General features: G+C 63.4%; 25 protein-coding genes, 1 tRNA gene and 1 pseudogene. 9 read left to right on the top strand and 18 right to left on the bottom strand.

Going from position 1 to position 24,649, the window contains the following annotated elements; translation table 11 throughout:
- Nucleotides 1-19: 19 nt before the first annotated feature.
- Nucleotides 20-1,069: an alpha/beta hydrolase gene (locus KIF24_RS05535; RefSeq protein ID WP_221083027.1), complete on the top strand. Its 1,050-nt coding sequence runs from the start codon at nucleotides 20-22 to the stop codon at nucleotides 1,067-1,069.
- A gap of 141 nt (nucleotides 1,070-1,210) precedes the next feature.
- Nucleotides 1,211-1,286, top strand: a tRNA-Arg gene (locus tag KIF24_RS05530).
- Between the two features lie 718 nt (nucleotides 1,287-2,004).
- Here KIF24_RS05530 and KIF24_RS34935 read toward each other — a convergent pair.
- The 10 genes and pseudogenes from KIF24_RS34935 to KIF24_RS05475 all read right to left on the bottom strand — a co-directional run.
- Nucleotides 2,005-2,931 (bottom strand): annotated as a pseudogene (locus KIF24_RS34935) (recombinase family protein); the annotation flags it as partial.
- A gap of 513 nt (nucleotides 2,932-3,444) precedes the next feature.
- Nucleotides 3,445-3,768, bottom strand: coding sequence for a hypothetical protein (locus KIF24_RS05515; RefSeq protein WP_221083026.1), 324 nt, complete (start codon nucleotides 3,766-3,768; stop codon nucleotides 3,445-3,447).
- 95 nt (nucleotides 3,769-3,863) lie between these two features.
- Nucleotides 3,864-4,835: a DNA-methyltransferase gene (locus KIF24_RS05510; RefSeq protein ID WP_221083025.1), complete on the bottom strand. Its 972-nt coding sequence runs from the start codon at nucleotides 4,833-4,835 to the stop codon at nucleotides 3,864-3,866.
- A gap of 50 nt (nucleotides 4,836-4,885) precedes the next feature.
- A complete protein-coding gene (locus KIF24_RS05505) occupies nucleotides 4,886-5,806 on the bottom strand; it encodes a replication-relaxation family protein (protein WP_230414886.1) in 921 nt (306 codons plus the stop codon).
- Nucleotides 5,803-7,983, bottom strand: coding sequence for a type IV secretory system conjugative DNA transfer family protein (locus KIF24_RS05500; RefSeq protein WP_221083023.1), 2,181 nt, complete (start codon nucleotides 7,981-7,983; stop codon nucleotides 5,803-5,805). The genes KIF24_RS05505 and KIF24_RS05500 overlap by 4 nt, the downstream gene beginning before the upstream one ends.
- 490 nt (nucleotides 7,984-8,473) lie before the next feature.
- On the bottom strand, nucleotides 8,474-9,118 hold the full coding sequence (locus KIF24_RS05495) for a DUF2637 domain-containing protein (protein ID WP_221083022.1): 645 nt from the start codon (nucleotides 9,116-9,118) through the stop codon (nucleotides 8,474-8,476).
- Between the two features lie 442 nt (nucleotides 9,119-9,560).
- Nucleotides 9,561-9,932 carry a hypothetical protein gene (locus KIF24_RS05490; RefSeq protein WP_221083021.1) on the bottom strand — a complete coding sequence of 124 codons (372 nt, stop codon included), beginning with the start codon at nucleotides 9,930-9,932 and terminating at the stop codon, nucleotides 9,561-9,563.
- A gap of 59 nt (nucleotides 9,933-9,991) precedes the next feature.
- A complete protein-coding gene (locus tag KIF24_RS05485) occupies nucleotides 9,992-10,480 on the bottom strand; it encodes a CAP domain-containing protein (RefSeq protein WP_221083020.1) in 489 nt (162 codons plus the stop codon).
- A 121-nt stretch (nucleotides 10,481-10,601) separates the two neighbouring features.
- Entirely contained in the window at nucleotides 10,602-10,892 is a 291-nt protein-coding gene (locus KIF24_RS05480; protein ID WP_221083019.1) for a hypothetical protein, read from the bottom strand.
- A 301-nt stretch (nucleotides 10,893-11,193) separates the two neighbouring features.
- Nucleotides 11,194-11,556: a hypothetical protein gene (locus KIF24_RS05475; protein ID WP_221083018.1), complete on the bottom strand. Its 363-nt coding sequence runs from the start codon at nucleotides 11,554-11,556 to the stop codon at nucleotides 11,194-11,196.
- Between the two features lie 128 nt (nucleotides 11,557-11,684).
- Here KIF24_RS05475 and KIF24_RS05470 point away from each other — a divergent pair, with 128 nt between their 5' ends.
- A complete protein-coding gene (locus KIF24_RS05470) occupies nucleotides 11,685-13,511 on the top strand; it encodes a hypothetical protein (RefSeq protein WP_221083017.1) in 1,827 nt (608 codons plus the stop codon).
- A 341-nt stretch (nucleotides 13,512-13,852) separates the two neighbouring features.
- Here the strand turns inward: KIF24_RS05470 and KIF24_RS05465 are convergent, their stop codons facing one another.
- Genes KIF24_RS05465 through KIF24_RS05445 form a run of 5 tightly spaced genes read right to left on the bottom strand, consistent with a single transcriptional unit; the run spans nucleotide 13,853 to nucleotide 14,846 of the window.
- Nucleotides 13,853-14,071 carry a hypothetical protein gene (locus KIF24_RS05465; protein ID WP_221083016.1) on the bottom strand — a complete coding sequence of 73 codons (219 nt, stop codon included), beginning with the start codon at nucleotides 14,069-14,071 and terminating at the stop codon, nucleotides 13,853-13,855.
- The gene (locus KIF24_RS05460) at nucleotides 14,071-14,259 is read right to left on the bottom strand and encodes a hypothetical protein (protein ID WP_221083015.1); all 189 of its coding nucleotides are present in this window, start codon (nucleotides 14,257-14,259) and stop codon (nucleotides 14,071-14,073) included. Before KIF24_RS05460 ends, KIF24_RS05465 begins: the two co-directional genes overlap by 1 nt.
- Nucleotides 14,259-14,432 carry a hypothetical protein gene (locus KIF24_RS05455; protein ID WP_221083014.1) on the bottom strand — a complete coding sequence of 58 codons (174 nt, stop codon included), beginning with the start codon at nucleotides 14,430-14,432 and terminating at the stop codon, nucleotides 14,259-14,261. The genes KIF24_RS05460 and KIF24_RS05455 overlap by 1 nt, the downstream gene beginning before the upstream one ends.
- The gene (locus KIF24_RS05450) at nucleotides 14,429-14,659 is read right to left on the bottom strand and encodes a hypothetical protein (RefSeq protein ID WP_221083013.1); all 231 of its coding nucleotides are present in this window, start codon (nucleotides 14,657-14,659) and stop codon (nucleotides 14,429-14,431) included. Before KIF24_RS05450 ends, KIF24_RS05455 begins: the two co-directional genes overlap by 4 nt.
- 34 nt (nucleotides 14,660-14,693) lie before the next feature.
- The gene (locus tag KIF24_RS05445) at nucleotides 14,694-14,846 is read right to left on the bottom strand and encodes a hypothetical protein (protein ID WP_221083205.1); all 153 of its coding nucleotides are present in this window, start codon (nucleotides 14,844-14,846) and stop codon (nucleotides 14,694-14,696) included.
- A gap of 282 nt (nucleotides 14,847-15,128) precedes the next feature.
- Here KIF24_RS05445 and KIF24_RS05440 point away from each other — a divergent pair, with 282 nt between their 5' ends.
- Genes KIF24_RS05440 through KIF24_RS05430 form a run of 3 tightly spaced genes read left to right on the top strand, consistent with a single transcriptional unit; the run spans nucleotide 15,129 to nucleotide 16,881 of the window.
- A complete protein-coding gene (locus KIF24_RS05440; RefSeq protein ID WP_221083204.1) occupies nucleotides 15,129-15,506 on the top strand; it encodes a hypothetical protein in 378 nt (125 codons plus the stop codon).
- Nucleotides 15,507-16,037, top strand: a complete 531-nt coding sequence (locus tag KIF24_RS05435) for a DUF6879 family protein (RefSeq protein WP_221083012.1) — start codon at nucleotides 15,507-15,509, stop codon at nucleotides 16,035-16,037. It begins immediately after the preceding gene.
- Nucleotide 16,038: 1 nt separating this feature from the next.
- Nucleotides 16,039-16,881, top strand: a complete 843-nt coding sequence (locus KIF24_RS05430; protein WP_230414885.1) for a helix-turn-helix domain-containing protein — start codon at nucleotides 16,039-16,041, stop codon at nucleotides 16,879-16,881.
- A gap of 270 nt (nucleotides 16,882-17,151) precedes the next feature.
- Here KIF24_RS05430 and KIF24_RS05425 read toward each other — a convergent pair whose 3' ends face one another.
- Nucleotides 17,152-18,720: a cutinase family protein gene (locus KIF24_RS05425; RefSeq protein WP_221083011.1), complete on the bottom strand. Its 1,569-nt coding sequence runs from the start codon at nucleotides 18,718-18,720 to the stop codon at nucleotides 17,152-17,154.
- A gap of 505 nt (nucleotides 18,721-19,225) precedes the next feature.
- On the opposite strand from KIF24_RS05425, the gene KIF24_RS05420 reads away from it, so the two are divergent.
- Both KIF24_RS05420 and KIF24_RS05415 read left to right on the top strand, forming a co-directional pair.
- The gene (locus KIF24_RS05420) at nucleotides 19,226-19,651 is read left to right on the top strand and encodes a hypothetical protein (RefSeq protein WP_221083010.1); all 426 of its coding nucleotides are present in this window, start codon (nucleotides 19,226-19,228) and stop codon (nucleotides 19,649-19,651) included.
- 230 nt (nucleotides 19,652-19,881) lie between these two features.
- Nucleotides 19,882-21,597, top strand: a complete 1,716-nt coding sequence (locus KIF24_RS05415) for a hypothetical protein (protein ID WP_221083009.1) — start codon at nucleotides 19,882-19,884, stop codon at nucleotides 21,595-21,597.
- Between the two features lie 179 nt (nucleotides 21,598-21,776).
- On the opposite strand, the gene KIF24_RS05410 is transcribed toward KIF24_RS05415, so the two are convergent.
- Entirely contained in the window at nucleotides 21,777-22,043 is a 267-nt protein-coding gene (locus KIF24_RS05410; RefSeq protein ID WP_221083008.1) for a hypothetical protein, read from the bottom strand.
- Between the two features lie 415 nt (nucleotides 22,044-22,458).
- Here KIF24_RS05410 and KIF24_RS05405 point away from each other — a divergent pair, with 415 nt between their 5' ends.
- Nucleotides 22,459-22,902: a hypothetical protein gene (locus tag KIF24_RS05405; protein ID WP_221083007.1), complete on the top strand. Its 444-nt coding sequence runs from the start codon at nucleotides 22,459-22,461 to the stop codon at nucleotides 22,900-22,902.
- 181 nt (nucleotides 22,903-23,083) lie between these two features.
- Here KIF24_RS05405 and KIF24_RS05400 read toward each other — a convergent pair whose 3' ends face one another.
- The gene (locus KIF24_RS05400; protein ID WP_221083006.1) at nucleotides 23,084-24,619 is read right to left on the bottom strand and encodes a PQQ-dependent sugar dehydrogenase; all 1,536 of its coding nucleotides are present in this window, start codon (nucleotides 24,617-24,619) and stop codon (nucleotides 23,084-23,086) included.
- Nucleotides 24,620-24,649 lie beyond the last annotated feature (30 nt).

Below are 24,649 nucleotides of genomic sequence, written 5' to 3'. Positions count from 1 at the left end.
CCGGCGTACCGTCAACGAGGTGGAACCCGACCTGCTGGGCCCGCCGTACGAGCGGCACACCATCGACCTGGGCCGCGACGACGAGGGGCCGGTGGTGGCCACCCTGATCCGGCGCCGCGCCGAGCGCCCGACCGGGCGTGCCGTGCTCTACGTGCACGGCTTCGTCGACTACTTCTTCCAGACCCACGTCGCCGACTTCTTCGTCACCCGCGGCTGGGACTTCTACGCGCTGGACCTGCGCAAGTACGGCCGCAGCCTGCTGCCGCACCAGACCGCCAACTTCTGCCGCGACCTCGGCGACTACTTCCCCGAACTGGACGCCGCCGCCCAGATCGTCCGCACCGAGGACGGGCACGACACCCTGCTGGCCATGGGCCACTCGACCGGCGGCCTGATCATCTCGCTCTGGGCGCACGCCCGCCGCGACAGCGGTCTGGTCGACGGCCTGTTCCTCAACAGCCCCTTCTTCGACCTCAACGCACCCTGGTTCGTGCGCCGACCCCTCGCGGCCGCCGTCGCGCGCGTGGGCCGCAGGGCGCCGCACCGCATCCTGCCGTTCGGGCTCGGCACCGTGTACGGCGAGAGCCTTCACGCCGACCACCGCGGCGAGTGGACGTACGACCTGGCCTGGAAACCGCTCGCCGGCTTCCCGGTCCGGGCCGGCTGGCTGGACGCCGTCCGCACCGGCCAACGGCGGCTACGCGCCGGGCTGGACATCCCGGTGCCGGTGCTGCTCGCCTGCTCCACCCGCTCGTTCCGGGGGACCAAGTGGCAGGACGCGGCGAGCCTCGCCGACGCCGTGCTCGACGTGGAACACATGGTCCGCTGGGCACCCCGCCTCGGCCAACACGTCACCATGGCCCGCTTCGACGGTGGCCTGCACGACCTGACCCTCTCCGGCCCCGCCGTACGCGAAAGGGTCTTCGACGAGGTCGGCCGATGGGCCGAGGCGTTCCTCGAACCCGGGCCGACCACCCCCCACCCGACCCCGCCCGGTCCCCGACGCTCGGCGGAGAACGGCTCCGGGCCGGCGGCGGACGCCACGCCGCACGCGGACGCGGACGCCTGAGCAACCCCGGCGGCCCCGGCAACGGCCCGGCCGTCGCGGGTAGCCCGGTGCGTGGATCCGGCCGCGAGTCCGACCCTCCCGACCACCCGTTTCGGCGGGCCAGGCGCGGACGGCGGTACCCTTCTCGCGCGATACCACGTTGCGCCCGTAGCTCAGCGGATAGAGCAGGGGACTTCTAATCCCAAGGCCGCAGGTTCGAATCCTGCCGGGCGCACCAGAGTGATCATGTGCAAACCAAGCCGGACGGCACCGCCGTCCGGCTTGTCCGTTTTCGACGGACATACGAAACTATTGATGAAGACAGCCGAGGGCCGTGAGCGGCCCTCGGCTTCTTCGTGTACGGCTTCCGGCACGTCAGCCAGGACGAAGGCGGGCCGCCGCCCCGCCCGCTCCTTGGCGAGGTCGGCCAGAAGGTTGCGGTCGAGCAGTGTGGCAAACGGCTCGGTCATTTCGAAGCGCTCTACCTCTCCGTCTGGAGAGAGGTACAGCGCTTTGAACAGCCCTTGGTTGATCATCCTTCGCTCGCGCGGCGGCGCATCGGCGTACTGCCGTTCGCACTCCTTGGCGATGACGAGCGCCGCGTTGAGCGTGCCTTCCAGGTCTGCAACCGCTCGGGTGGCAGCCTTGGCGGCGTTCTCGGCGTCGGCCATCTCGCCTGTGAGCCGGTCCATCTCGGTCTTCAGCATGTCCAGCGGCACGGCTCCGGCGTAGTGGGCGGTCAGCAGCTTCTGCCGCTCGCCTTGCAGCCGGGCAATGCGCTTCTTGGCGCGGTCGGTGTCGCGGGCAGCCTTCTCGCGGTCGGCGGTCAGCTCGTCCAGGACGCCATTACGGATCAGTTCGGCTCGCTCCGGGCCCAGCCGGAACGCGGTGTAGAAGCGGGCCACGCTGTCTTCGATCTTTTCCAGTCGCATCGGCTTGCGGGTACACGGCCGCCGCCCTGTCCGGCGCGAGAGGCAGGTGTAGTACTCGTACTCGCCACCGTTGCCCTTGTTCCGCGTGTAGATGAGCCGCGCGCCGCACTCGCCGCAGAAGATGGAGCCCTTCAGGTAGTGCGGGTGCTTGCGCTCCTTCTCTCCCGCCAGGTGATGCGCCGTGAGTACGTCTTGGACCCGTAGCCACAGCTCGGCGGACACCAGCGGCTCGTGCGTCCCTTCGTGGTAGACGCCTCGGTAGGGCACCACACCCATGTAGTAGGGGTTGCGCAACATGTGATGCACGCCCGAGATCGTCAGTGGCTTGGCTGTCAGCTTGCGGCTGGCTCGGCTGCGCAACCCTTGGGCGTTCAGGGCATCGACCAGTTGCCGGATCGCCCAGTCGCCAAGGGCGTACTGCTCGAACGCCCAGCGGATGAGCGGAGCCCGTTCGTCGTCCACGACGACGTAGCTGTTGCGGGCGTTGCCGATGAATTCCTTTTTGTTGAGGTAGCCGAGCGGTGCCCGGTAGGGTGTGCCGCCGCGCTTGGCCTTGGTGTCCATGCCCTTGAGCACTTCGGCCGCCAGGTTGTCGGAGTGGTATTGGGCGACGTCGGCCATCATGTTGTAGAGCAGCTTGCCCGCAGGGGTCTCGTCAACCGGCTCAGCGACCGAGATGAGCTTGGCGCCCGAGCGGGCAATCGCGGCGTTGATCTCGACGTCATCGGCGCGGTTGCGCGCCAACCTGTCGATCTTGTGTACGAGCACGTAGTCGATGCGCTTGGCCTTCAGCTCCCGCAGCATCGCCTGTAGTTGCGGCCGGTGTGCGGACTTCGCGCTCTCTCCGGCATCGAGGTACTCGCACACCAGGATGCCGCCTAGAACGCGCACCTTCCCCAAGCAGGCTTCGCGCTGGTAAGGGATGGAGTAGCCCTCGGCTTCGCCGCCCATCTTGGCCTGTTCTTCGGTGCTCACCCGCAGGTAGATGACGACGCGCGGGATGTGTCCGGCGGGCTGCTCGTTCCGGTCGCTGGTCTTGCCGCGCAGATAGTCGACCATCCCGCCCACGCCGCTGGTGCGGTCGTTGAGTTGGCCGATGAGTCCCGTGCGGTCAGGGCGGTTGCGCTCGTGCCGGGCGGCGCGTTCAACTGTCGTAGCCGCACGCCCGTCCAGGTCTTGATCCGTGCCCTGGTCGGCATCGGTGTACGTCGGCGCGTCGCGCATGTCTTCCTCCGGAATCGTCGTCCCGTCGCGCCCACGCGCGTCCTGGGACGACGCAGGGTATGTCCCGGGCGTTCCCGTCGGAAGCCATGTTGATCTTTCCATTACATTCATATCCTCCTATATTTTCTCAGGTATTGATCATCTTTTGGGTTGTGGTATTTGCAGCGTTCGGCTTGGGGTTGGCGGGACGGAGGGCGGCGGTGTGCCTACCCTCCGTCCCGTTGCGGCGAGCCTGGCGCCTCAGGCGCTGGCGTCACCGCTGCGGCGTCGGCTCGAAGCCTTCGCCTCTGTTGCCGAGCCGGTCTGCCCGCCAAACAGCGCTTGGATCGCACCGCGTCGGTTGGCAGCTTCGCGCTCGATCTCCTCGAGCGCGGCTTGTGCCCGCGCCGCGAAGTCCGGCTCGTTCTGCTTCGTCTCGACGTACAGCTCCACCGCCCGGCGCATCGCATCGGTCAGGCTGAGTCCGTCGAGCTGGGCCACCAGGGCGAACTGCGCATGCAGCTCGTCCGGCAACTTGATGCCGAGCGTCTTCACGCCCGCCTTGCCATTTCCGGGTTCCGTCATAACGGCTTTCCCTCCTCGGTGTGGTGCGGCTGGCCACCCTCGCTCAGGGGTGACGACGAACAGCCGCATGGCACCGACGAGTGCCGTGGATGCCGTCACCGGCGCTGTCGCTCCCGCCAGTCCGCAAGCCGACGTCGTGCCAGCGCCGCGAACGTCGGGTTCAGCTCGGTGCCGATCCATTCCCGGCCGTGCGTCTCAGCGGCGAGGGCGACCGTTCCCGCGCCCATGAACGGGTCGAGCACGACGCCCGGTGTACTGCCAGCCCGGCAATCGCAGCCCGGCCGCAGTTGGCCGAGGTGCGGCTTCTCCCTGTCGCGGTCGACTGGTTCCCGCCGCCACGGCTCGCCACAAGCGGCGCAGACCCGTTCGGGACAGGTGGCCAGTAGGGGTTGTTCTGCCAGCCGGAGCGGGAAGGTGGCGAAGTGCGCGCCACGGTAGCCAGCCGTTGGCAACTGCCAGACATCGCCGGGATTCTTGCCGAGGGGGTGCCCGGCGCGCCCCTCAGCCTTGAGGTGGTTAAGGCCGCGGTCGTCGTCGAAGCCGATGTCCGGCGGCATGGCCTCGTCGGGCAGGTAGCGGTAGCTGTTCGTGTTGCGGCGTTTCTTCGCGGACGTGACGAGCGGCTGCCGTATCAGGTCCAGGTCGAAGTAGTATTGCGGAGATCGGACGAGTAGGAACATCACTTCGTAGGTGCAGCTCAGCCGGTCGGCCACGCTGGACGGCATTGGGTTGGTCTTCGCCCAAATCACCTGGTTACGGACCAACCAGCCGTCCTTCATCAGGGCGACTGCCAACCGCTGAGGCCCGAGTAGCAAGCTCTTCTTCGGTGCGCCCTGGCGGTCGTGGCTGGAATAGGAGTCGCCGACGTTCAGCCACAGCGACCCGCCCGGCTTGAGCACTCGGGCCACGTGGCGGCAGACCTCGACCAGGTTGGACGTCCAGCCGTCAACGTCCGGCTCCAGGCCAAGTTGTCCTGGATGGCCGTAGTCGCGCAAGCGGTAGTACGGCGGGCTGGTGATCGCGGTGTCGATGCTGCCGCTGGGCAGTTCCGCGAGCCGCGTGCGCACGTCCCCGATAAGAATTTGCCCGAGGGGAAGCCGGGCCTTCGGGGGCGCGCTCACACCATACGGCCTCCCCTGGCCGTGGCGGTAAGGACTGGTACAGCGCTCTCCAGGAACGTCACCTGGAACAGGTGCTGGGCATCGCGTGGCATCTGGGTGAGCGCTTGGGTGATGCGCTGAGCACCACGGGCGTCGGCCGCCAGCCACAGCACGCGAGGGAATACCTCGTGTTCGGCTTGTTCGATGCCGCTTTGCCAGTAGGCGACGTATGTACGGCACTTGCGGACGATGGTCGGTACGCTCTCCGTACTCCGGTCGATCTCCAGGAACGCGCTGTGCTCCAGGTCGTCCACGCCGAGACGCACGAAGGCGTCGGGCTTGAGTACGGCAGGTCCATTCGCGCCGGGGAACGTCCGCCACGCCGGAGGTTCGGCCTGGAAGTCGAGCATCTCCAGACTTCCCGTGCGCTCGGCCTCCACCAGGCGCACGTACACCTCCGCCACGCCAAGGACGTGATCTTGAAAACTGGGGCTTGTCTCCCAGACGCGCCGGCGTCGGCCACCCATCGGACCTTCGACAGCCAGGACCGCTTGCCCGTGGCCAGACAAGCCATAGACGTAGCCCGCACTCCCGGCTCGCACGCCACCGACGCGGCGGCCGAGACGGACGACGAGCTTGAGGTCCGCGAGACGTTGGAGGAGGGCGCGCGCCCTCCGGCTTTGGGTTGCGGCTGACCCATCGGCGACGTGCAGTCGTCGCGCCTGGCCGCCGGTTAGCAATCGCAGCGTCGCCAAAGATCGGAGCACGGCAACGTCACGGTCGCTGAGCCGGTCACGTAGCGCCTGGGTTCGGTCGGCGCTGGGTCGAGCCGGTAACGGCTCGACAGTCGTTGTGGGCAACGAGCCATCTGCGCATGTCAGGGGTGATGACGAGTTGACGGGATCGGTAGGGCGACCGGCAGGGGTGTTCGCGTTCATTTCGTCGCCCTCCTCTTCACGCCGACAGGTCTGCCGGGACTCTGGTTGTTGTGCCATCGCTCGGTCATGGCCTTGTCCAGCTCGGTTCCGTCTACGCCGTAGCGATCAACGCTGGCCTTGCGCAGAGCAGCCGGATCACCTGTCCACGGCGGCAGGGGCCGGGTGCGCACGGAGAACGGACGGGATGGCTGGCTATCAAGGTGGAGTTGCACACACGCTTCGAACGCGCGCAGCCTCAGCAGATCGTTACCGGCGAGCCCGCCGCCGAACGCCGCAGCGAGCGGTTTGGCGTCGCCGGGTGACGGGCGAAACACGACGCGGGAACGCGCGTTGGCCACGACCCCGGCTTGCTGGCTGGAGCTGAGTTGGTCGAGATGCTGATGCGCAAGCGTCCAGGAAACGCCCAACCCGCGCGACTGTGCGAGTGCGTCGCCGAAGTCCACGCCGCCAGGCAGCCGCAGGAAATCCTGAAATTCATCGACTACGATGGATACTGCTTGGCGCCTCCTTGGCGGTAGTGCGGCGCGGCGCTGGATCGCTGCCCATGCTTGGCTGAGCACGAGGGCACCCAACAGGTTCGCGGTCGGTGTTCCTAGCAGGCCGCGGTTGAGGTTTGCCAACACCACCGTCCCCGGCGTGGTGAACAGTTCGTCCACGTCGAAGCGCGGGGCGGCCTGGCCGAGCATCCGGCGCAAGCTATCCCGGCCGGTGATTGGGCGCAGCTTGTTCATCAGCGGGGCGACGTACCTGCCACGCTCTGGCTCCGACAACGCCTCGAAGCCCGCCCACCACGGCCCGAGCACCATCGGGTCACTGACCGCAGCGAGCGCCATACGCCGAAACGCCGGACTGGTCAGGAGCACCGGCACGTCGCACAATGTCCCGTCCGGCAGACGCGCGGCGGTGACCAGCGCGTGCATCAGCACATCGGTACTGCGCGGGCCAAGGTTGCCGCCGTGTAGTTCGCTCAGCAGGTGCACTATCTCGTCGGCACGACGCTCAGCATGGGTGCGCTCACCAGCCAGGACGTTCACGCCTACGACGCGCTCGCTGCTGGCCGGGTCGATGACCACCACGCGGTCTCGGCGGTCTTTCGGCAGCCGGGCGAGAACATCGTTGATCAGGTCGCCGCGCGGCTCGACCACCAGCGTGGAGCGGCCAGCGGCGATGTCCGCGAGGATCATTGAGGCCAACAACGTTGACTTGCCTGAGCCGGTCGGACCGACGACCTGGACGTGATGCAGACTCGTTTTGACTGGCATGGTCACCAACTGGCCGCGTTGACCGGCGTGCAAGCTCTCGCCGATTACCCGCTCTCCGTCCGGCGCGTCGTCCTCGGCCACCAGCAGCGATTTGGGCGCCGGGTTGATGTGCCCGCCGACAAGGGGCAGTTCGTCGCCCACAGCCTTGGTGATCGGCCAGCCGACAAGCGCGGCTAACTCGGAGGTGTTCAGCAGGCAGGACCAGGTAAGCGGCACCGTGGGAGCGGTGAGCTTCGCAGCGCGCCCCTTCGTCGCGGCACCGAGCCGCAGCCCGGTGTGCGGCGTGTTGGCGATTTTGAGCGCGTCAGCCAGACGGCGGACGATGGCAAGCGCCCTGGCCGGTGCTCCGCTTCCGCCGATCCGGCCGCGACAGGCGAACAGCGCCTCGGCCGTCTTGTCCCGCCACTCCCGAGTGGCCGTGGCGTCCGGCTGCCGCTCCTGGCGGAGTCCGAGCGCTTCGCCCAGATCGAAGCTCGCAGGCGGGGACTGCCGCTGGCGGCTTGGCCCGATGAGCCACTGCACGACACCGGCCTCGTTCACGCCGAGCTGTCCGAGGGCGGCCAGCAGCCCCGCTGACACCGCGTCGGCGGTGTCCGTCCGCAGCGGCCTCGTCATCCCGTACATGCGCAGGTCGGCGGCGACCGTCACGGTGGGCCGTGGCGTTGTCATCGGCTCAACGCCGAGGCGGGGAAGATGCGCCATGATCTGACCCGGCAGGCTGCGCGCGATGCGGCCGTCCAGCCCAAGCCGCCAGCAGACATGGCCGCCCGTTCCCCATGCCTCAAGCACGACCAGCGGCGTCGTGGCCGTTAGCCCGACGCGCGGCCGAGTCGCCAACGGACGTAGCACAGCGACCACACTGGTCAGCTCCATGTCACGGGGAAGGCTCAGGTCGAACCAGCGAAGGTCAGCCACGCCGCGCCTCCGTCTCTGCCGGGCCGCCTTCAGACGTGCCCGCTGCTGGAGCGTTGGCGTCCGACCCGCGTGCTATCCGCTGACGCGCCAACTCAATGCAAGCCCGCGCCAGTTGGCGGATCGCGGGATGTTTCCGCTCCTCTCCGGTTACGCGCAATGGCGCGTTGTTGTCATTTTTGCTTTCATTCACGAAAATCTCCTCCTGTCGTTAGAGGACGGATTGGACCAAGCTGTGGCTCAGGGCATCACAAATAGAGCTACACATTGCATGCGTAGGACAATTGTGATTAACTTTTCCCCGAGCCCTCAACCGGCTCACCAAGCTGTTCGGGCAGCAATATGTCTGCGACGACTTGCACTGCCCGGACAGCCCAAGGACTTTCCGTCCGCATCTAGATATGCGGTATTTTTGCTATTCCAGTCAACGAAAAATGTCATTTCTACAACACCGATCGGCAAGCCGTGACCGAAGGGGAGCCACAGCCGTTTGTCAGGCTGGATCGGCCTTCCGCAACACCCGGAGTACGTCAGTCGCGCGCTGGCCGCTGACCCTCAGGGTTTTTCTCAACGCGTCACGGGTGATGGGCTTGCCGTGTGCGGCGAGGTGCGCCGCGTTCGCTGCCCGCGCCGCCTCCAGCAAGGCGGCCTCGTCGTCGTACCGGGGACCGTACTCGGTACGAACCGCCGTACTCGGTCCTTGCGGTCGGTCCGGTGTATCCACCTGGCGACGCAGAACCGCAAGATGCGAGATCAGCCCGAGTACTACCGGCGGCACAGAACCCACGCCGAGGACGATGACCCAGCCCACGTCCAGAAGGTCGGCCTTAACAAGGTGCCATGTCGCGTTACCGGCAAGCGATAACAGAATTGCCCCGATGGCGTTGCTTCTGGCGAATTGCTGTGCCCTCGCGGAGGTTGCGGTACCTGACAGCCACACCCGTGTGGCTGTCATCGCATAGGCATCCACCGTCAGCGGCAGCAGCGGTGCCATGAACTGTGTCCAACCAGCCACCTCAGCCAAGGACATGAGACCCGAGAAGCTACTGGCCGCCGCCGACGTAGCCGAGACGGCCATGCCCAAAGTAACCCACCAATCGCGGGGGCGCTCGGGCACAGCCGTCACGACGCTATTCATGCCTGGCGTACCTCCATTTCGTCGGTCGAGTCTCCGATAGCATGCGTGTCGTCCGACTCGTCATGCCCTCCATCACGGAGTGCATCCTTCAACTCCGACAACGACTCTTCCCGCAGTCGCCGCGCGATGTCCTCCCGCTTTCCGACGATTCGCTTCCTGCCCTTACGAGGCATAGAGATACCGACAGCTCCTTTCCTGAATTTGAGTACTGACACTGAAACAGCACGGGCCGTCTTCGGCGAGCTACCGACGCCGAGCGATTACCAGCCAGTAGATGAAGATGAGGCACAGCAGCACGAGAATGACAGGCAAGAGCGGGCGCAGCAGCTCCCACGCCGCGCGGGATGCGACGGCAACCCCAAGGAGAATTACAATCGAACCGACAACCTTGGAACGCCAAGTACTCACGCGTTCGTATTTCATTCGATCCCGCCCCGAAGCATCATGTCGACCGGGGCAGGCCGATTACGTCTTTTCGGCTCAGGGCGCGATGAGCTTTCCGCTCAAGCGCGATATACCACCGCTTGCGCTTCTGAGCTTTGGCCAGCAGCTCGGCCATCGGCGACGTGGTCGCCAGGCTGTTGAAGGCGTCGGCCTTGATGTTAAGCATGACCTCCTGGCCGTTCGCAAACCACAGCTCGATGACGGCGAGCTGCTCGCTGTCGATGCCCACCAGCTCATCCAACGCGGCTTCCATGATGACCGCGCCTTCCTGGAGACTTGGGTGACGGTGAACTACGACGGTCACAATGTCGTGTCGCTTCTTGATGGGTTCGCCGGTGAGGTCGCTTACGCGGATATTCCTTCTTGCCATAGGGTTCACTCCTCAATCTGCGGAGATTTGGGCAGCTATGAGCCAGGCGTGGACGCGCTTCATGGCAGCGTCCACGTTGCTTCTTTAGCCATGACTTCGCTACCGAACATCTCAACCCAGTAGATGCCGGATCTAGCGGCGGCAAAGACTTTGTACTTCGGGTCGATAATGTTGGCATAGTGTTCTGGGCTGTTGACCCAGGCGTCGTGTACTTCGCCTGCCCGGTCGGCGCCCCTGGCGTTGTTCTCGGCTATCCAGCCCTGCACATAGCCCACTGCCCGTGCCCGATCACCGGGACCATCGCCCTCGGGCGACTGGTGAGCAAAAAAGTTGCGCTCGTGCATATCGACGGCATGGAACGCTGCCGCCACTTCAAGCCGGTCATCCCAGCGCAGCGGCAGTAGGCGAAATCCCTTACGGCCTCTAATACTCGCCAGGTGACGGGCGAAGTTTGCCTGGTAGAGAAGTGCCCGCGGGTTAAGAGACATCTTACTGGCGGCCAATGTGTCGATGCTTTCTCTGAAACTCCCCTTGAAGTCAGCGGTCATGCCTATCCACCCCTCCCAAGTCGACGTAGACACCAACCAGCTTGATACGCCAGAGGGTGATGTACTTCCACGCGAAGGAATAGGCGAGTACTTGCAAGATGCGGATGTTATCCATCCCGGCCTACCAACCGAGAATGTTGCGGTTGGCGGCCTGGGTACGCTCGACGTAGTCCTGTACCAGGCGAATAGCGATCATCTCTTTGACTGGATCGCCTGCGGACATCCGCCGCGCCTCGTCCACAAGGTCAGTGGCGTTCTTCATGGCGTTGCGGGTGACGCTGGCGGCAGCGTCGTTCTTGATGATCGCCACGCCGGTTTCCGTAAAGACCTGACGGAGTTGGCGGCGGGTGGAGTAGTTCATGGGCAGGCCGGGCAGTCGCTCTTGGATGCGGCGCTCCAATTCACTTGACATATGTACTCCTTCCTACGTGGGCCGCATTCATATCGCTGCGGGCAATGGATGATGACATTAGCCATTCCTCTCGCTAGTGGACCACGAAATCGCTCTCGTCGGAATTTCCTCGTTAGAAGGCGATGCCTGAGGGAGCCAATGAGAAACGTAGCCGGTTGACATGAGAATGTCAGCGTCGTGGATAATGAAAGGATAGAAAAAGGACGCCCGGATGCAGCAAAGATGCTGCCAGGACGCCCAGGGGATGATCGGCCGCCCCGCTCTCGAACTGGGAGAACAGGGCGGCCAAGATGCAAGGAGATCAGGAATGCTGTTGAAGACCAAGCTCGAAGAGGGTTACCCCAAACTCCTCGGGGTCGGTGCAGCCTTCGTCCACTTGCCCCTCAGATTCGAAAAATACGCCGCTGAGTTGGAGGGGAACCCTTGTTCCATCTGGTCCGATATAGTCCAGAATGTTCGGGTCCGCCATCACTCGATGAAGGACGTGGATTATCGTCCGCAGACAAACGGTTACCTGGCCGCCAGTATGGAACAATCCCTTATTGCCGTCAGTCAGCCACTCTTCAATGTGGCTAACGAGCGACCGGGGGGAGTCGTTGCCGCTTTGCGTTGACCTCATGTAGCTGATGAACTCTTGTGCCGCTTTTTCTGCAACACTAGACACGTCTCTGTCGCCTCCTTTGTGATCTTACCCTTTCTACTTAAATAACACAATCTGGACATTTTGTAAATGATCTTAACCGCACCGTACTTGCTGTAGTTTTAGGGTCAACTAGGTAGAGGGGTCAGGTTGTGAACCAACCCGTCCGTATCAACTCAGACCAAACGGCGGTCGTTGGCGATTTCAGAGATCTTGTGCTTAAGGGCGTCAGCCGGGATTCCCTGTTTTCCTGCCATGGATTCTCAGCCTATGTAGCCCGTCGGCTCCGACGGCAGGGCGTTGACCTTGAAGGGTCGCCTTCAACAGACTATTTGGAACGACTTCTTACTGCCGCGATCGAGTTGGAACGAAGGAAGGATCGGCCAGGGAGTGCAGTCCTGGGCGGAGCCGAAGCCATCGGCATGCGTGATCCAAAAATGGCGGACCCGCCATGTCCGAGATATGAGGATCCAGATGACCCAATGCAGCAGCGATTGCGGCGCGCTGGCCAGTTTCAGCGTTCCCGGGGAAAGCCGATCAAAACGGCACGAAATGCCGGGAAAGATAAGAATATTGGCCCCTGTCTGCACGCTCTATTTCGGAGCATAGAGGAATTTTCTGTAGAGTCCATTCCTCTGTCGCTCACGGAGCCAAGTGGTGAGTCCTCTATTCTGGTACGGCCTATAGACGCAGGGAGCAAGCCGGCAGGAGAGAGTTTTTCGCCTGCGGCGCTAAATCAAGCGTTGGTCGTAGCGGATAATGGTTCGGACATCGACGGATGGGCTATCGAGTCCGAAAACGAAGGGATCGTTGAGGTTAGCCTTGACTTCGAGGAGCAGCCCAAACCGACAACGTTCGGCGTAAGCCTGAACGGCCTTCGATACCTTCTGCGCTCATCAGGATTGGTCTTCTGGGCCAAAAGAGTGCGCTTTATAATCTTCCTGCTAGCTGCCTTCCTCGATCCAGTCCTACTCATTTGGACGGCTTCCTTTCCGCCAGCCGCTTCGCTACGTGTATTCGGGATACAGGAAGTTACTTCCAAGTTCATCATGTCACTTGTGGTTATGTCTCTTCTTGCTCTTGGGTTTTGGGCCATAGCCGTCATTAGAAGTCTGCAATCTGCGAAGGAAGGGCTCCATTTTGCCGGTTGGACCGGAGTAGCAACAGCGATTCTTCTGCTTACGAACTTCTCTGCATATGTGAACCACTTATCTGATCAGGCTAGGGTCGATTACATCATTGATGATCCTCTAGTGTCGTCTCTCGGGACTCAAATTCCGAACAACATCACGTTACGTGCCTCGACGTGGAATCCAGTTTTCAATGGTTTCATTGAAACTAATTGTCCTGAGGTCAGTGATCCTGTTTCCGATCACCCCTCCATGTCTGTTTCTTGTAGCGTCTTGGAGGAATCGTTGCATCTCAAAGCCTTCACGACACGTCGGGGGGTGATCAGCTACCAGGCTGGGGAGATAGCGGCGGGCGAGTACTACGTTGAGACTACCTTTCGCAGTGGTACTGCCGATGCGCCTACCCTCTGTGGTTTGCAAGTTATAACCGAAAGCGGGGAATTCCTGCTGCGCGTGAGGAAAGAACAAAATCAATATTACGTTAGGCCTTATGAGCTTACTCGCAAGCCGGTTTACCGCCCGGAGTTTCTTCGGGTCGAGCGGGATGAGTCGGAGTCTGTCTCTGTGAGCGAAGCGCCGTCGGCCGATCGCCTCGCCCACATGCCATTCATCAACTTTTCACCGAAGCTCTTGAACTGGTCAAACTGGCACTACTCATCTTCAACGAAATTGGCAGTCTACGGTGAGGGTAACCAAATTAGGTTTTTTGTGGATGACATCCAAGCGTTGCGCGCTGAAGTCGATCAGTTTCCGGTAACGCTTGGCTTAGCGGCCGTTACGGGAAGTGATAAGCACGGAGGTGCTGCCGAGTGTGTATTTGATTCTCTGAAAGTACGGGCCTCTGATTGAAACCTTTACGGATGACTAGTCTTCTTACTCCGGTCGCTTGGTCCATATCGCCTTCCCGAATCAGCAGATCGCGGAACCGCCGATCATGATCGTCTGTTCGTAGCTCTAGGTCGCGGAGGAGTATCCATATGGCGCCGCGGAACCGGCGCAGTCGACAACGTGCGCGTTGACGACCTGTTGTGCGGCGGCAGTCCGGGCCGCTCTTGTCGCAGCGTCCTCAAGCTGGTCTTCGCCGTACAGACAACACGCGGCACGCCAACGCTGAGCGTCCAGGCAGCCCGGCGGCGGTTCAGCCGGAGGGTCCTCCGGGTGCCACGACAGTCGGTACACGCCCGCTCCTCTCACAGAAGATAGACCCGCTCAACCCGGCCGTCCGGCTGGATGACGACGAGAGACCTGTCGTCGCTGCGCTCAAGCAGCTCGTAGATGACCGGGAGGAGGCTCACGGCGCGGTTGATAGCGTCGGTCTTGCTCTCCCGCGCCCGGTCGCAAGCAGAGTTGAGGGCGACGACGGCAGCCGGGACGAGGTTGACCGTGACCCTGGTTAGTTCGCCGTCCATCAGGAGCGCGTGAGGCCAGGTGTCCGGTGCGGCAACCGGTCGTAGCGCAAGAAGACCCGCTCGGCCTCGATGCGGTCGTAACAGAGATTGTTGGTGCCGCAGCGTGCGCAGCCAGTGACGTGCTGGTTGATGGTCGTCTGCGCGGCGGCCAGCTCATCGAGGATGGCGGCGCTCAAGTAGACGGCCATCACGAACCTGGTTCCGTGGCCATCGCCGGGGTGTCCGGCGGCTCGATGGGGTCGACGACCTCAGCCAAGGAGAGCAACGCTTCGACTGTGAGGTTTTTGTCCCAGGCGATCTCGGCCAGATGGTGAACGGCGCGGTAGAAGCTCGTCTCGTCCGTCAGGTGGTCGAGGCTCACGGGCCACCCCACTCCTTGGCGAGCAGGGCTGCCACGCGCACGCGCACAGTCATCTCCTCGGCGCGGTCGCCGTTGAACAGGATCTTTATGCCCTTGATCTCGACCCACTCGGGGTCAACCAGCTCGGCCGGAACCGCCGTGACACGCAGCGTCAGCCCGGCGGTGCCGTCTTCGTAGTCCTGCGGGCGCAGGTGGATGAGTTCGCGCACCCTGACCGGCGGGATCATGAGGCGTCCAGAGCGTCACGGTTAAGCGTCCGGCTCATCGCGCCGTGTGCTCGATCTGTCGTCGGCGCTCATCGAGCGTGATGGTGGTCGCCCCGCAGGATGGGCACCACCTGGTGCGCACCTTGAACGCGAGGAGCCCGGCCAAGAAGCCCACCGCCAAGGCGGCCACCACCGAAACGATGATCATTTGTGCCACCATCCTTGGAACTCGCCGCACCACACCTGTGTGCGTTGCCAAGACGTTGGCTGACGCTAGAGCGACAGTTGACGCGGCCGGAACGAAGTTGCCGCATGTTGCTTGGGCTTGGCACACCGCGCTCTTGATCAACACTCCGCGCGCACCAGGCAGATCCGGCGACGTCCCCTCTCGATGAATCCGCCTCGCATCTCTTGACATTGTTGCTCGGCGGCATCAAGGGTAGGTACGTCCGGCGCAACCTCTCGCAAGCCCGACGACAGGGAGAAGATCGTGCGGCTACGGTTCCTCGGCAAGGAGAGCACCCCCAGCAACTCACCGACCCTGTACGCCAGTGACAAGGACAGTTACATCGTGCAGGGGTGGATCGTCACCGACCCCGATGTGCTGGCGCGGCTGGATGTCAGCGACAGTGAGACGGTGGTGGAAGTACCCGCCAGGCTGCTTGGCTTCTTGGCACTCGACGGCATGGAGGGCGACGTCACCAACCGTGTGCCGCCCATCGTGCATGTGCTCGACAGCGGCAACTACATCATCCAGGGCGAGCGCGTCGGCGACACCGAAGCGCTCGGCCAGATGACCATCCCGGATTATGAGACGTGCGTGGAGGTACCCAAGGCCGCCATGCAGGCACTACTCATTGGAGCGTAGGTGGAACCGATTTCCGAAGAGCAGCGCGACGGCTACTTCACGTCATACCAGCGGGAAGCGCTGCACCTCGAAATGCGAGACATCTACTCGACCGACATCGAACGGAGCCGGTTCCAGACCTGGCTACGCGGCGAACCGCTCGACCCCGAGGAAGAGGCGGTGTGGTGGCAGCCGTGGTTTGACCTGATGGCGGCCAACGTGGCGGCAGGTAAGAGCTTCCGGCGTCTGCGGATCGTGTCGGAGCCGGTCACCGACTACATCCGGTTCGAGTGGCTGGACGCCTTCAACCTCGTGAAGGCAGGTGAGGACGTGCGGTGGTTGCCGCGCCGCAAGGCGTCAACGCTCCTGCTGCCTGGCAATGACTGCTGGATGTTCGATCAGGAAACGGTGGCGTTCACGCACTTCTCGGGTGACGGCCTGGTGCTCGACCACGAGATGACCACCGACCCCGACGTGGTGCGCTCGTGCTGGGCGGCGTTCGAGGCCGCCTGGGTACTGGCCACCCCGCATCACGAGTACAAGCCCGCGTAAGTTGACCGCCCCCGTCAAGCAAGCGCGCGAAGCTCTGGGCGTCCGCCTCCGTGAGATCAGGAAAGATGCCGGTCTCACGGGGCGGGCTCTCGCTGACCACTGCCGCTGGCACTACACAAAGATCAGCAAGCTCGAACACGGCACCCAGACGCCGAGCGAGGCGGACATGCGCGCCTGGTGCCAAGCCTGCGGCGCGGAGGACCAGATACCCGACCTCGTGGCGACGGTGCGCGCCATCGAGTCGATGTACATCGAGTGGCAGCGCCAACTTCGGGCGGGTTTGAAGCAAACGCACGTCTCGTCCGTCCCGATGTACGAGCGCACCAAGCTCTTCCGTGGCTACGAGAACACCGTCATACCCGGCCTGTTCCACACGGCCGAGTATGCCGCTGCCATCTTCGAGTTCTGGGCGGACTTCCTCGACCTGCCCAACGACACCGAAGCAGCCGTTGCCGCCCGCATGGAGCGCCAGAAGGTGCTGTACACCGGCGACCGGCGGTTTGTGTTCGTCCTGGAGGAGCAGACGCTACGAACCCGCGTCGGCGGCACAGACGTCATGCTCGGGCAGCTTGACCGTGTACTGGCCGTGATGTCGCTGCCGCGAGTGAGCCTGGGGATCATCCCCGCCGCTGGCGAGCGGAAATGCCTGGCGCAGGGCAGCTTCTGGATCTTCGACGAGCGGATGGTGCAGATCGAGACCATGTCAGCCGGGTTGGAGGTCACGCAGCCCCGTGAGATCGCGGTGTACTCACGGGCGTTCGCGCTCCTGCAGGCGTCGGCCGTCGTGGGCAAGCCAGCGCGGGAGATAATCAGCCGGGCGATTGCCGAGCTGCAGGAGCGGTGAACGCGGTAATCTGTGGCGGGCCGACGTCACCCTACAAAACGCGAAGGCGACGTTAACCCTAACGTCGACGCCTTCGGGTCTGACAATCGCCTGAAACTGAAGTCGACCCAACCTAGCACCTGCCCCGAACCTCCATACATATATGAAGCCCCAAGGTAGGTGCCGAGATGTCGCTCTCGGCGGGCGCTGCTTACATTCAGCAGAATTCCTCCCCATCCGAAGTGACAGGCCTAGCTCACTACTGCGTTACCGCTGTGGAGTGCGTGCGGTCTACCCGCAAGCGATGGCGTTGGCCGAACCGGCGCTCGTCTCCTCGGTCCAGTTGGCCGCAATCCCCCGCTTGGCGAACACCATTCCGTCGCCGCGTAGGAACATCTGCGTCCCGTCGTCGCAGACGGCGATAGCCTGGGCGTTGCCCGGACTGGTCTGTTGCACCCAGCCGCCGTCACCGATCCAGTTTTTGGCGAACACAGCGCCATCACCCCGGATGAACATCTGGGTCTCGCCGCCCACAGCAATCGCTGTGGCGTTGCCGGGTCCAACTTCCTGAACCCAACCGCCATTGCCGATACCGCGCTTGGCGAAGACGGCGCCGTCGCCACGAATGAACATTTGTACGCCGGTCGAGCTGACAGCGATCTTTGTGGCGTTCCCCGGACCCACTTCTTGAGTCCAGCCGTTTGCGCCGATGGTGTCCTTGGCAAAGATCGCCCCATCACCCCGAATGAACATCTGGGTGTTACCGCCGACTGCGATGGCGGCTGCGTTACCGGGGCCAACTTCTTCCGTCCAGACGGTGCTGCCAACGCCTTGCTTGGCGAAGATCGCCGCGTCGCCCCGTATGAACATCACGACGCCTGTTGAACTCACGGCGATGGCGTTTGCGTTTCCCGGCCCCACCTGCTGAATCCAGGTAGTGCCGATGCCGCTGCGGCCGAACACCGCTGCGTCGCCCCGGATGAAGAGCTGGTTGGAGCCGCCCGCCGCGATCTTGTTTGCGTTCCCCGGCCCGACCTGCTCCGTCCAGTTGCCGAAGCCGATAGTTGTTTTGCCGTTGATGGCGGCGGTGCTGGTGATGTACACCTGGTTGGAAGTGCAGGGGTTGAAGCTGCACCGTTTGATACGCGCGGCATGGGCGATTTCGGCCGCAGACTGCCAGATCCACCAGTCGCGGTAGGCTGACGTGTGGTTGCCTTCGAGAGTCCCGTTGTACCCGAACTGGCTTGCCCGGTTGCAAACACCGTCGAATTGGTCGCACCAGCTCCCCGCCCAGGCAACCGGAAAGACAACACCCCGCCCGTACAGGGCGCCAGCATTGTTTCCCTGGCCGCAGGGCGCGTTCGCTCTCATTGAAAGCGGGCACGGACTCGACAGCCGATTTGACGTGGGGTCACCGTAAAGAGCGACGTAACCGATGTGGTCCCTCGCGGCTTGGCTGAGTGAGCCGTAGCCAGTTCGTTCCAGGGCATCGCCAATTGCATGCGCACCTTGCGAGTAGCCGCCCATAACGAGGGTCTCGTTGGAACAGCTACCACCACCAGTGGGGCCGTCGCCCGCGTACCGGTCGTTCAGGTGAGCGATCAGCTCGTTCGTACCAGTGGTGACGCTGGCGTAATACTGGCCGGTTACGAGCGACCAGGGGACGGGGACGGCGGGGAATTCGTTCGGGTCGTCAGGCTGCTCGCCCTGACCCCTGTTGTTGTCCAGATTGCCGAGTTCGGCCCAGTCATACGGACCAACCCCGCCAGTTCCAAGAGCGTAGTAGACATGCTCCTTGAACCGCGCCGCTTCGACATCACCAAGCGTCTGGCCCGAGCCTCTCGCCCAGAGCACATACACCCCGCCCTGCTGGCAGCCAGGGTCAGCGTAGGCCGGGCTTGCCGGTACGACGGCCAGCAGGCTTGTGCTGACAAGCGTTGCGGCGCTGAGCGCGGCTGCTTGCCACCTGGATCTTCGGTTTACGCGCACGGCGCATCACCAGCTTTCTTACTGGAGAGATGGGAATGTTCTACCCTCAAGCGCAGGTCGCTTTATCGAAGGGCATGAACTGAGGAATAACATTAGTTCCCTGCAATTGCAAGAGCGCCGCGATGCGCGGCCTCTGGCGGCAGGGGTCAGTTCTGGCCACATTGCAATAGTGGCGAGCTATCCATATAATGGAAGGCAACTTAATAGGAATACACACTTGAAAACCTCAAACACAAAATCATCTGCCCCGAAACGTAAGCTCCCACCACTGGCGGCTGTCGCAATCGGTCTTATAGCCGTCGTCGGTCTGGTATGGGGTGTTGTTGCGTTATACGGCGCACTCAACACTAAATCCACAGCCAATTACGCTGAGGAAGTGGCGAAGCCGTTGGAAGAGGCGCTGGTGAAGGCGGGGGGCGTGAAGATGTGCAGTCGGGGCGACGCGGGCAGAGGGTCAGACAATGACGCGCCGAACTATCATGCGATCTACGAAGTGCCGGGCAATAGAGCAACAGCGTCCGATCTGGTCTCGACGGCCGCCAAGGAAGTTGGATTCTCGCTTGTCGACGATTCGTCCCGAGCCAACGCCGAAGACAACCGGCTGCTCGCAGACCGAACCGGACAGCGAAGCCCGTATGCCGACCTAGCTGAAGGAAGTGTTGTACTTCTGGTCACCGAATACGGTAGTAGGACCTATACCGGCGCGGGAGACCAATTCTGCACGGTAACCAAGCGCGACAATCCACCGAGTGACAGAACAACAGTTGATATTACGATAAACTTGCCAGCATTTAAGAGATAGTCGTCTTGAAACTCCCGGTCGACACAAGACCTAGAATCTCACCACTTGCGGCCATCGCAATTGGGCTCGTAGCAGCCGTCGGCTTGGCGTGGGGTGACGACGGAACATCTATTAGCCAAAGACCCGTTACCCAGAAGAAGTCCCCTTCAAAGCCAATCCAGAACTGGGCAGGGCGCATCGGCTGGTTAATCACTATGCGGGCGGCATTGCCCGTGAGATAATGAGTTTGGATGCTCCAATTTTATGAGGCGAGTGACAGCGTGCAAATCAAGCTCAGCAACGAGGCATATCTGACCTTTGTAGATCTTCGCGAGTACGTCGAAGAGCGCATGGGTACGGAGACCTGGATTACTCTATACGAGATCGACGACAGCCCCGGCGTGAAGAACGCGCGGTTCTGTGCACTCGTCTCTCCTGACCACCTCTCGGTTTCCTTGGCCGAGCTCGACTGGGATCTCAGGATAGGTTCAACTGGCGTCACCTTTGTAGAATACGGCGATGACACCTATCGGTACCTCCGCCTAGGTGACGAGCCAGTTGAGCCGTTCGTCTACTGTCGCGAGTTTGCCGGGATGCACAACTCATACTTTGAGATATCCGAGGAGTTTCGCCACTTCCACAACCTCTACGAGGACAAGAAGGCGGGAAACTTGATCGCCATAGACGAGGCTGGCGACGATATTCCGGTCGTGCGCATTGATGGCAAGCGCGTGCAGGCGCGGCTCAGTTACGTTAAGGAGTACCTGACCGCGCGAGACATGTGCATGCTGCTCTTCTTCGAATTCGATCGCTACTCGCCAAGGAGCCTGGCCGAAATCGGCATCGAACGGATTGAGCAGAGCGCTCGAGCCGACGACTGCATCTATCGCTACTTTGTGGATTCTTGCGAAGATTGGATGTCCAACTCGTACAAGAGCTTCGGTCGTCTCCGTGGCAAGAAGGTCATCCGTGGGACGCCCAAACGGCGCAGGGCTACACCCTGGACGACGAATCGGAAGTACGAAGACTTCATTATCGGGCTCGACGAGGACGGCGACGAAGTCCTCTTTACTTGCAATGAAGACAAGCTTGCTAACTTCTTTGGCAAGAACCCTTCCGCGCCTCAATTCTTGACGCCTGTCTTCTTCAAGCGAGATGTTCTTGGTAAGTACTACGGCGATGCTCGCCGCTACTCCGTGGAAGACAGTCATATCACTTGCGGCGGACTCTGGAGTGTCCGGATCGACAACAACCATGCGCAGTATGTAACGGTATTCCTCGGCGACCTCGGGCACATGCCGCACAAGGAGCAGATGTACTGGCGCAGCTTCAACATTCCGCCGGATGGCCAGATGAGCGACACCTACTTCGGCCGCAGCATTCTAGGGCAATGGCTGAACCCCGAGGCGTCCGATCTGCTATTTAAGCTGCGCTATGAGCGGTTCCGAACGCGATGGTCAGAAGCTTTCGATTGGAATCTGTATAAGCCTCTCAAGGCTGCCGACGCACATTATTTGGGGACGTTGCACATACCGAGCGACGGGAATCAGGCCGACTTTGACAACCAGACTATGGCGCTTGCCAAGGTTCTGATCGAGAGACTCAACGAAGCCGAGCTAGCGCAACGTACTGAGGTAGCCGATGGCGACAAAGGGATCGCCAAGTTTGAGAAGTTCCTCGCGACCGAGGGCTTTCACCCCGCAGGCATGCGGCTGGAATTCCTGCGCAATCTGCAAGCGCTTCGCAGCGGGCCCGCCCATGTCAAGGGCGCGACATACGAGAAGGCTGCCCGGCACTTCCGGGTCGAGGAGGACGGTCACCAAGCCGCGTTCGATTCAATGCTGCGTTCCGCGATTGACCTGCTGGATGCACTCAGCGACCGCTTCCTTCCGGCCGAGCCTGCCGATGCACTCCTTGACGCCATGGACGCTCTTGCGGGCGATGAGTCCGAGGAGTCCGGAGCCTAGTTGGCGGCCCACGATGGTGCGGCGTCCAGTAGCCGCCGCGCTTCATAGTCCGGGTTCGAAAGACCTCCGATCAGGTGCACCACGTATGACCAGCGGAAACGCTGACCAGGGCTGATCTTCGATATGGCCAGGTACAACCCGGGTACAACCGCGTCAGGCGTGGTCAGCCGTGCGCGGGGCTAATCCGGGGTGACGCCGTGGGCGCGGAGGACTTGGCGGACCCGCTCGCGGGTGTAACCGGTTACCCGCACGATGTCGATCTGGCGCATGCCGTCTCGGGACGCCTCCACAATGGCGTCGGCGAGCTTGTCCCGGGCCTCGGTGACCTTCTCCCGATCCTCGGCTGCGCGCTGGGCAGAGGCAGCAGCGGTGGCCTGCGCCATGTGAAACGCGCGCACAACGTCCGCTAGTCGGTTGGCCACATGGCAGACGATCTCACTCGCCAAACGAGGCGTCCGATTCGCGATGCATATTTGGCCTAGTAGCCGTGCGCAATCTCTTGCTTACGTAGGCCAACTGCAGTTTGCTGATTTGTCCAGCGATCAACGGCCCCGGCCAGCGTTGCGAGCGCTTGACCGGGGCCTTGATCGCCCCATGGAGGCGACCCATGCGCACCCTACCCACCCCGCCCGCCTGTGGAGAACCAGCGACGGTCCGAATCGTGTCAAGCCCCGGGTTTGATGGAGAGCCGGCCAGGATCGGTGATCCGGCGAGCAACGAGCCCGGCACCGCCAAGCGTCATGAGCGCGAATCCGCAGGGGTATGCAGCCGTCCAGGCTGGATACCCCTGCGGCCCCCGGATCACCCGGCCTCGGCTCGGGCACACGCGGGCCCGGTCCGACCAGCCGGTACTGTCGCGGCATGGGCAGTCACCCTCGTGTCTTCGCGTCCGCTACGCGGGTCGCCACGGTCGACGGGACGGGCATTCACCTGCTGACGGTGGAGCTGTGGAACGCGGAGCAGGTGTCGGTCCGGCTGGTCGGCGACCTGGACGACCGGATGCGGTCGGCCCTGGCCAGCTACCACGAGGCGATGGAGAGTTGGGCGCCAGAACTCGGCAGGGATCTACTACCGGTGTCGCCGGCCGACGCGCTGCATCGGGCGCTGGAGGTGCGCCTGGCCGACGAGTACGGCACCGAGTTTCGCTATGACTCGGGTAGTTCCGGCGGTACCGGGCGCGAACTGCTCTGCGAGTGGCACTTCCGCCCGTCCCCGCCGCTGCGCGGCGATCGCCTCACCCTCACCTTCATTGTCAGCGGTGCTGAGGGCGTCGGCAGCAGCATGCAGGTCGTCTTCTCCGAGTAGCGGCCCGGCGGGCGCCGGTCCGCCGGGCCGGCGGTGGTGGCCCCACAGGAAGTCGCTGTCCCGCACCGCCTCGCCCCAGTCTCGCATCGTCACCGCCAATCACTCGTCACCACCGTCGATCTTGGATAGTTCCCGTCACCCGATGACCCGATGACGGGAACTGTTCAAGATCTGGGCGGGGTCAGCCCGACTGACAGGAGGCGCCGTTGAGCTGGAAGTCGGTCGGGCGGTCGTTGGTGCCGGAGTACGTGGCCTGGAAGCCGAGGCTCACCGTGCCGTTGCTCGGCAGGCCGCCGTTCCAGGGGGCGTTGCGCGCGGTGACATTCCTGCCGGACTGGGTGAGCTGCGTGTTCCATGCGTTGGTGACCTGCTGGTTACCGCTGAACGACCAGGTCAGTGTCCAACTGGTCAGGGCAGCTCCGCGGTTGGTGACGCGGACGTCGGCGGTGAACCCGGTGTTCCACTGGTTGGGCGTCCAGGCGACCGAACAGGCCGCCGGACCCGTCGGTGTCGGGGTCGGTGGCGGGGTGGTCGGCGTGGGTGTCGGCGTGGGCGTGGGCGTCGGCGTGGGCGTCGGCGTGGGCGTGGGCGTGGCGCCGTCGCGGGGCGGGAAGCGCAGGATGCGGTCGTCGTTGGCCGCCGGGGTGCCCCGGCCGTCGCGGTTGCTGGTGGTGACCCAGAGCCAGCCGTCCGGGCCGTACTCGACGGTGCGTAGCCGCCCGTAGCTGCCGACGAGTTCCGCGGTGGGGGTGCCCACTCCCCCGGACCCGTTCAGCGGCACGTTCCACAGTCGGTTGCCGCGCAGGTTGGCCACGAAGAGCCGATTGCCGGCGATGGTCGCGCCACTTGGTGAGGCCTCCGCCGGGGTCCAGGTGATCAGAGGGTCACGGAAACGGGGGTCGCCGGCTCGCCCCTCCACCGTCGGCCAGCCGTAGTTGCCACCGGCGACGATCAGGTTGATCTCGTCCCAGGTGTTCTGACCGAACTCGGTGGCATAGAGTCGACCCTGGGCGTCCCAGGCCAGTCCCTGCACGTGGCGGTGGCCGAGGCTGTAGACAGGTGACCCGGCGGTCGGGTTGTCCGGCGGGACGGTGCCGTCCGGCCGGATGCGCAGGATCTTGCCGTTGCGGCTCTGCGGGTTCTGTGCCGTGGCGGTCTGTCCGGCGTCGCCCACTCCGACGTAGAGCATGCCGTCCGGCCCGAAGGCGATCCGCCCTCCGTTGTGGATCGCCGCTCGGCTCAGCCCGGTGAGGATCGGCTGCTGGGTCTGCGGCGCGGCGAGCCGGAAGCGGGCGATGCGGTTGTCGGTCGCGGTGGTGAAGTAGACGTAGACCCAGCCGTCCTGGGCATAGCTCGGCGAGACGGCCAGGCCGAGCAGGCCGCCCTCGCTGACCGGGGTCACGCCGGAGATGGTGACGACGGGCTCGGGCTGCTGACCTGGGCGGACCCGCACCACCTGCCCGGTTGGCCGCTGGGCGACCAGGGCGCTGCCGTCGGGCAGGAAGTCCATCCCCCACGGCACCTGGAGCCCGGTGGCGACCGTGTCGGGCCGGGAGAAGTCGAAGTCGCCGACGGCGAGCAGCCCGGGTTGCCCGCCACCGGGCGAACCCGGCGGACGTTCGGCCTTCGGGACCGCGCCGGCGAGACCGCCGACGCCGATGCTCCCGGCGACCAGCCCGGCGGCGAGTACGGTGCCGACCGCAGTTCGGATCTTCATGATCCCTCCACAAGATCGATATTTATCAAT

The organism is Micromonospora tarapacensis, from assembly GCF_019697375.1.
Taxonomy (GTDB): Bacteria; Actinomycetota; Actinomycetes; order Mycobacteriales; family Micromonosporaceae; genus Micromonospora; species Micromonospora tarapacensis.
The sequence above is the reverse complement of the archived record's forward strand: the minus strand, read 5'-3'. Positions and strand labels throughout refer to the sequence as shown.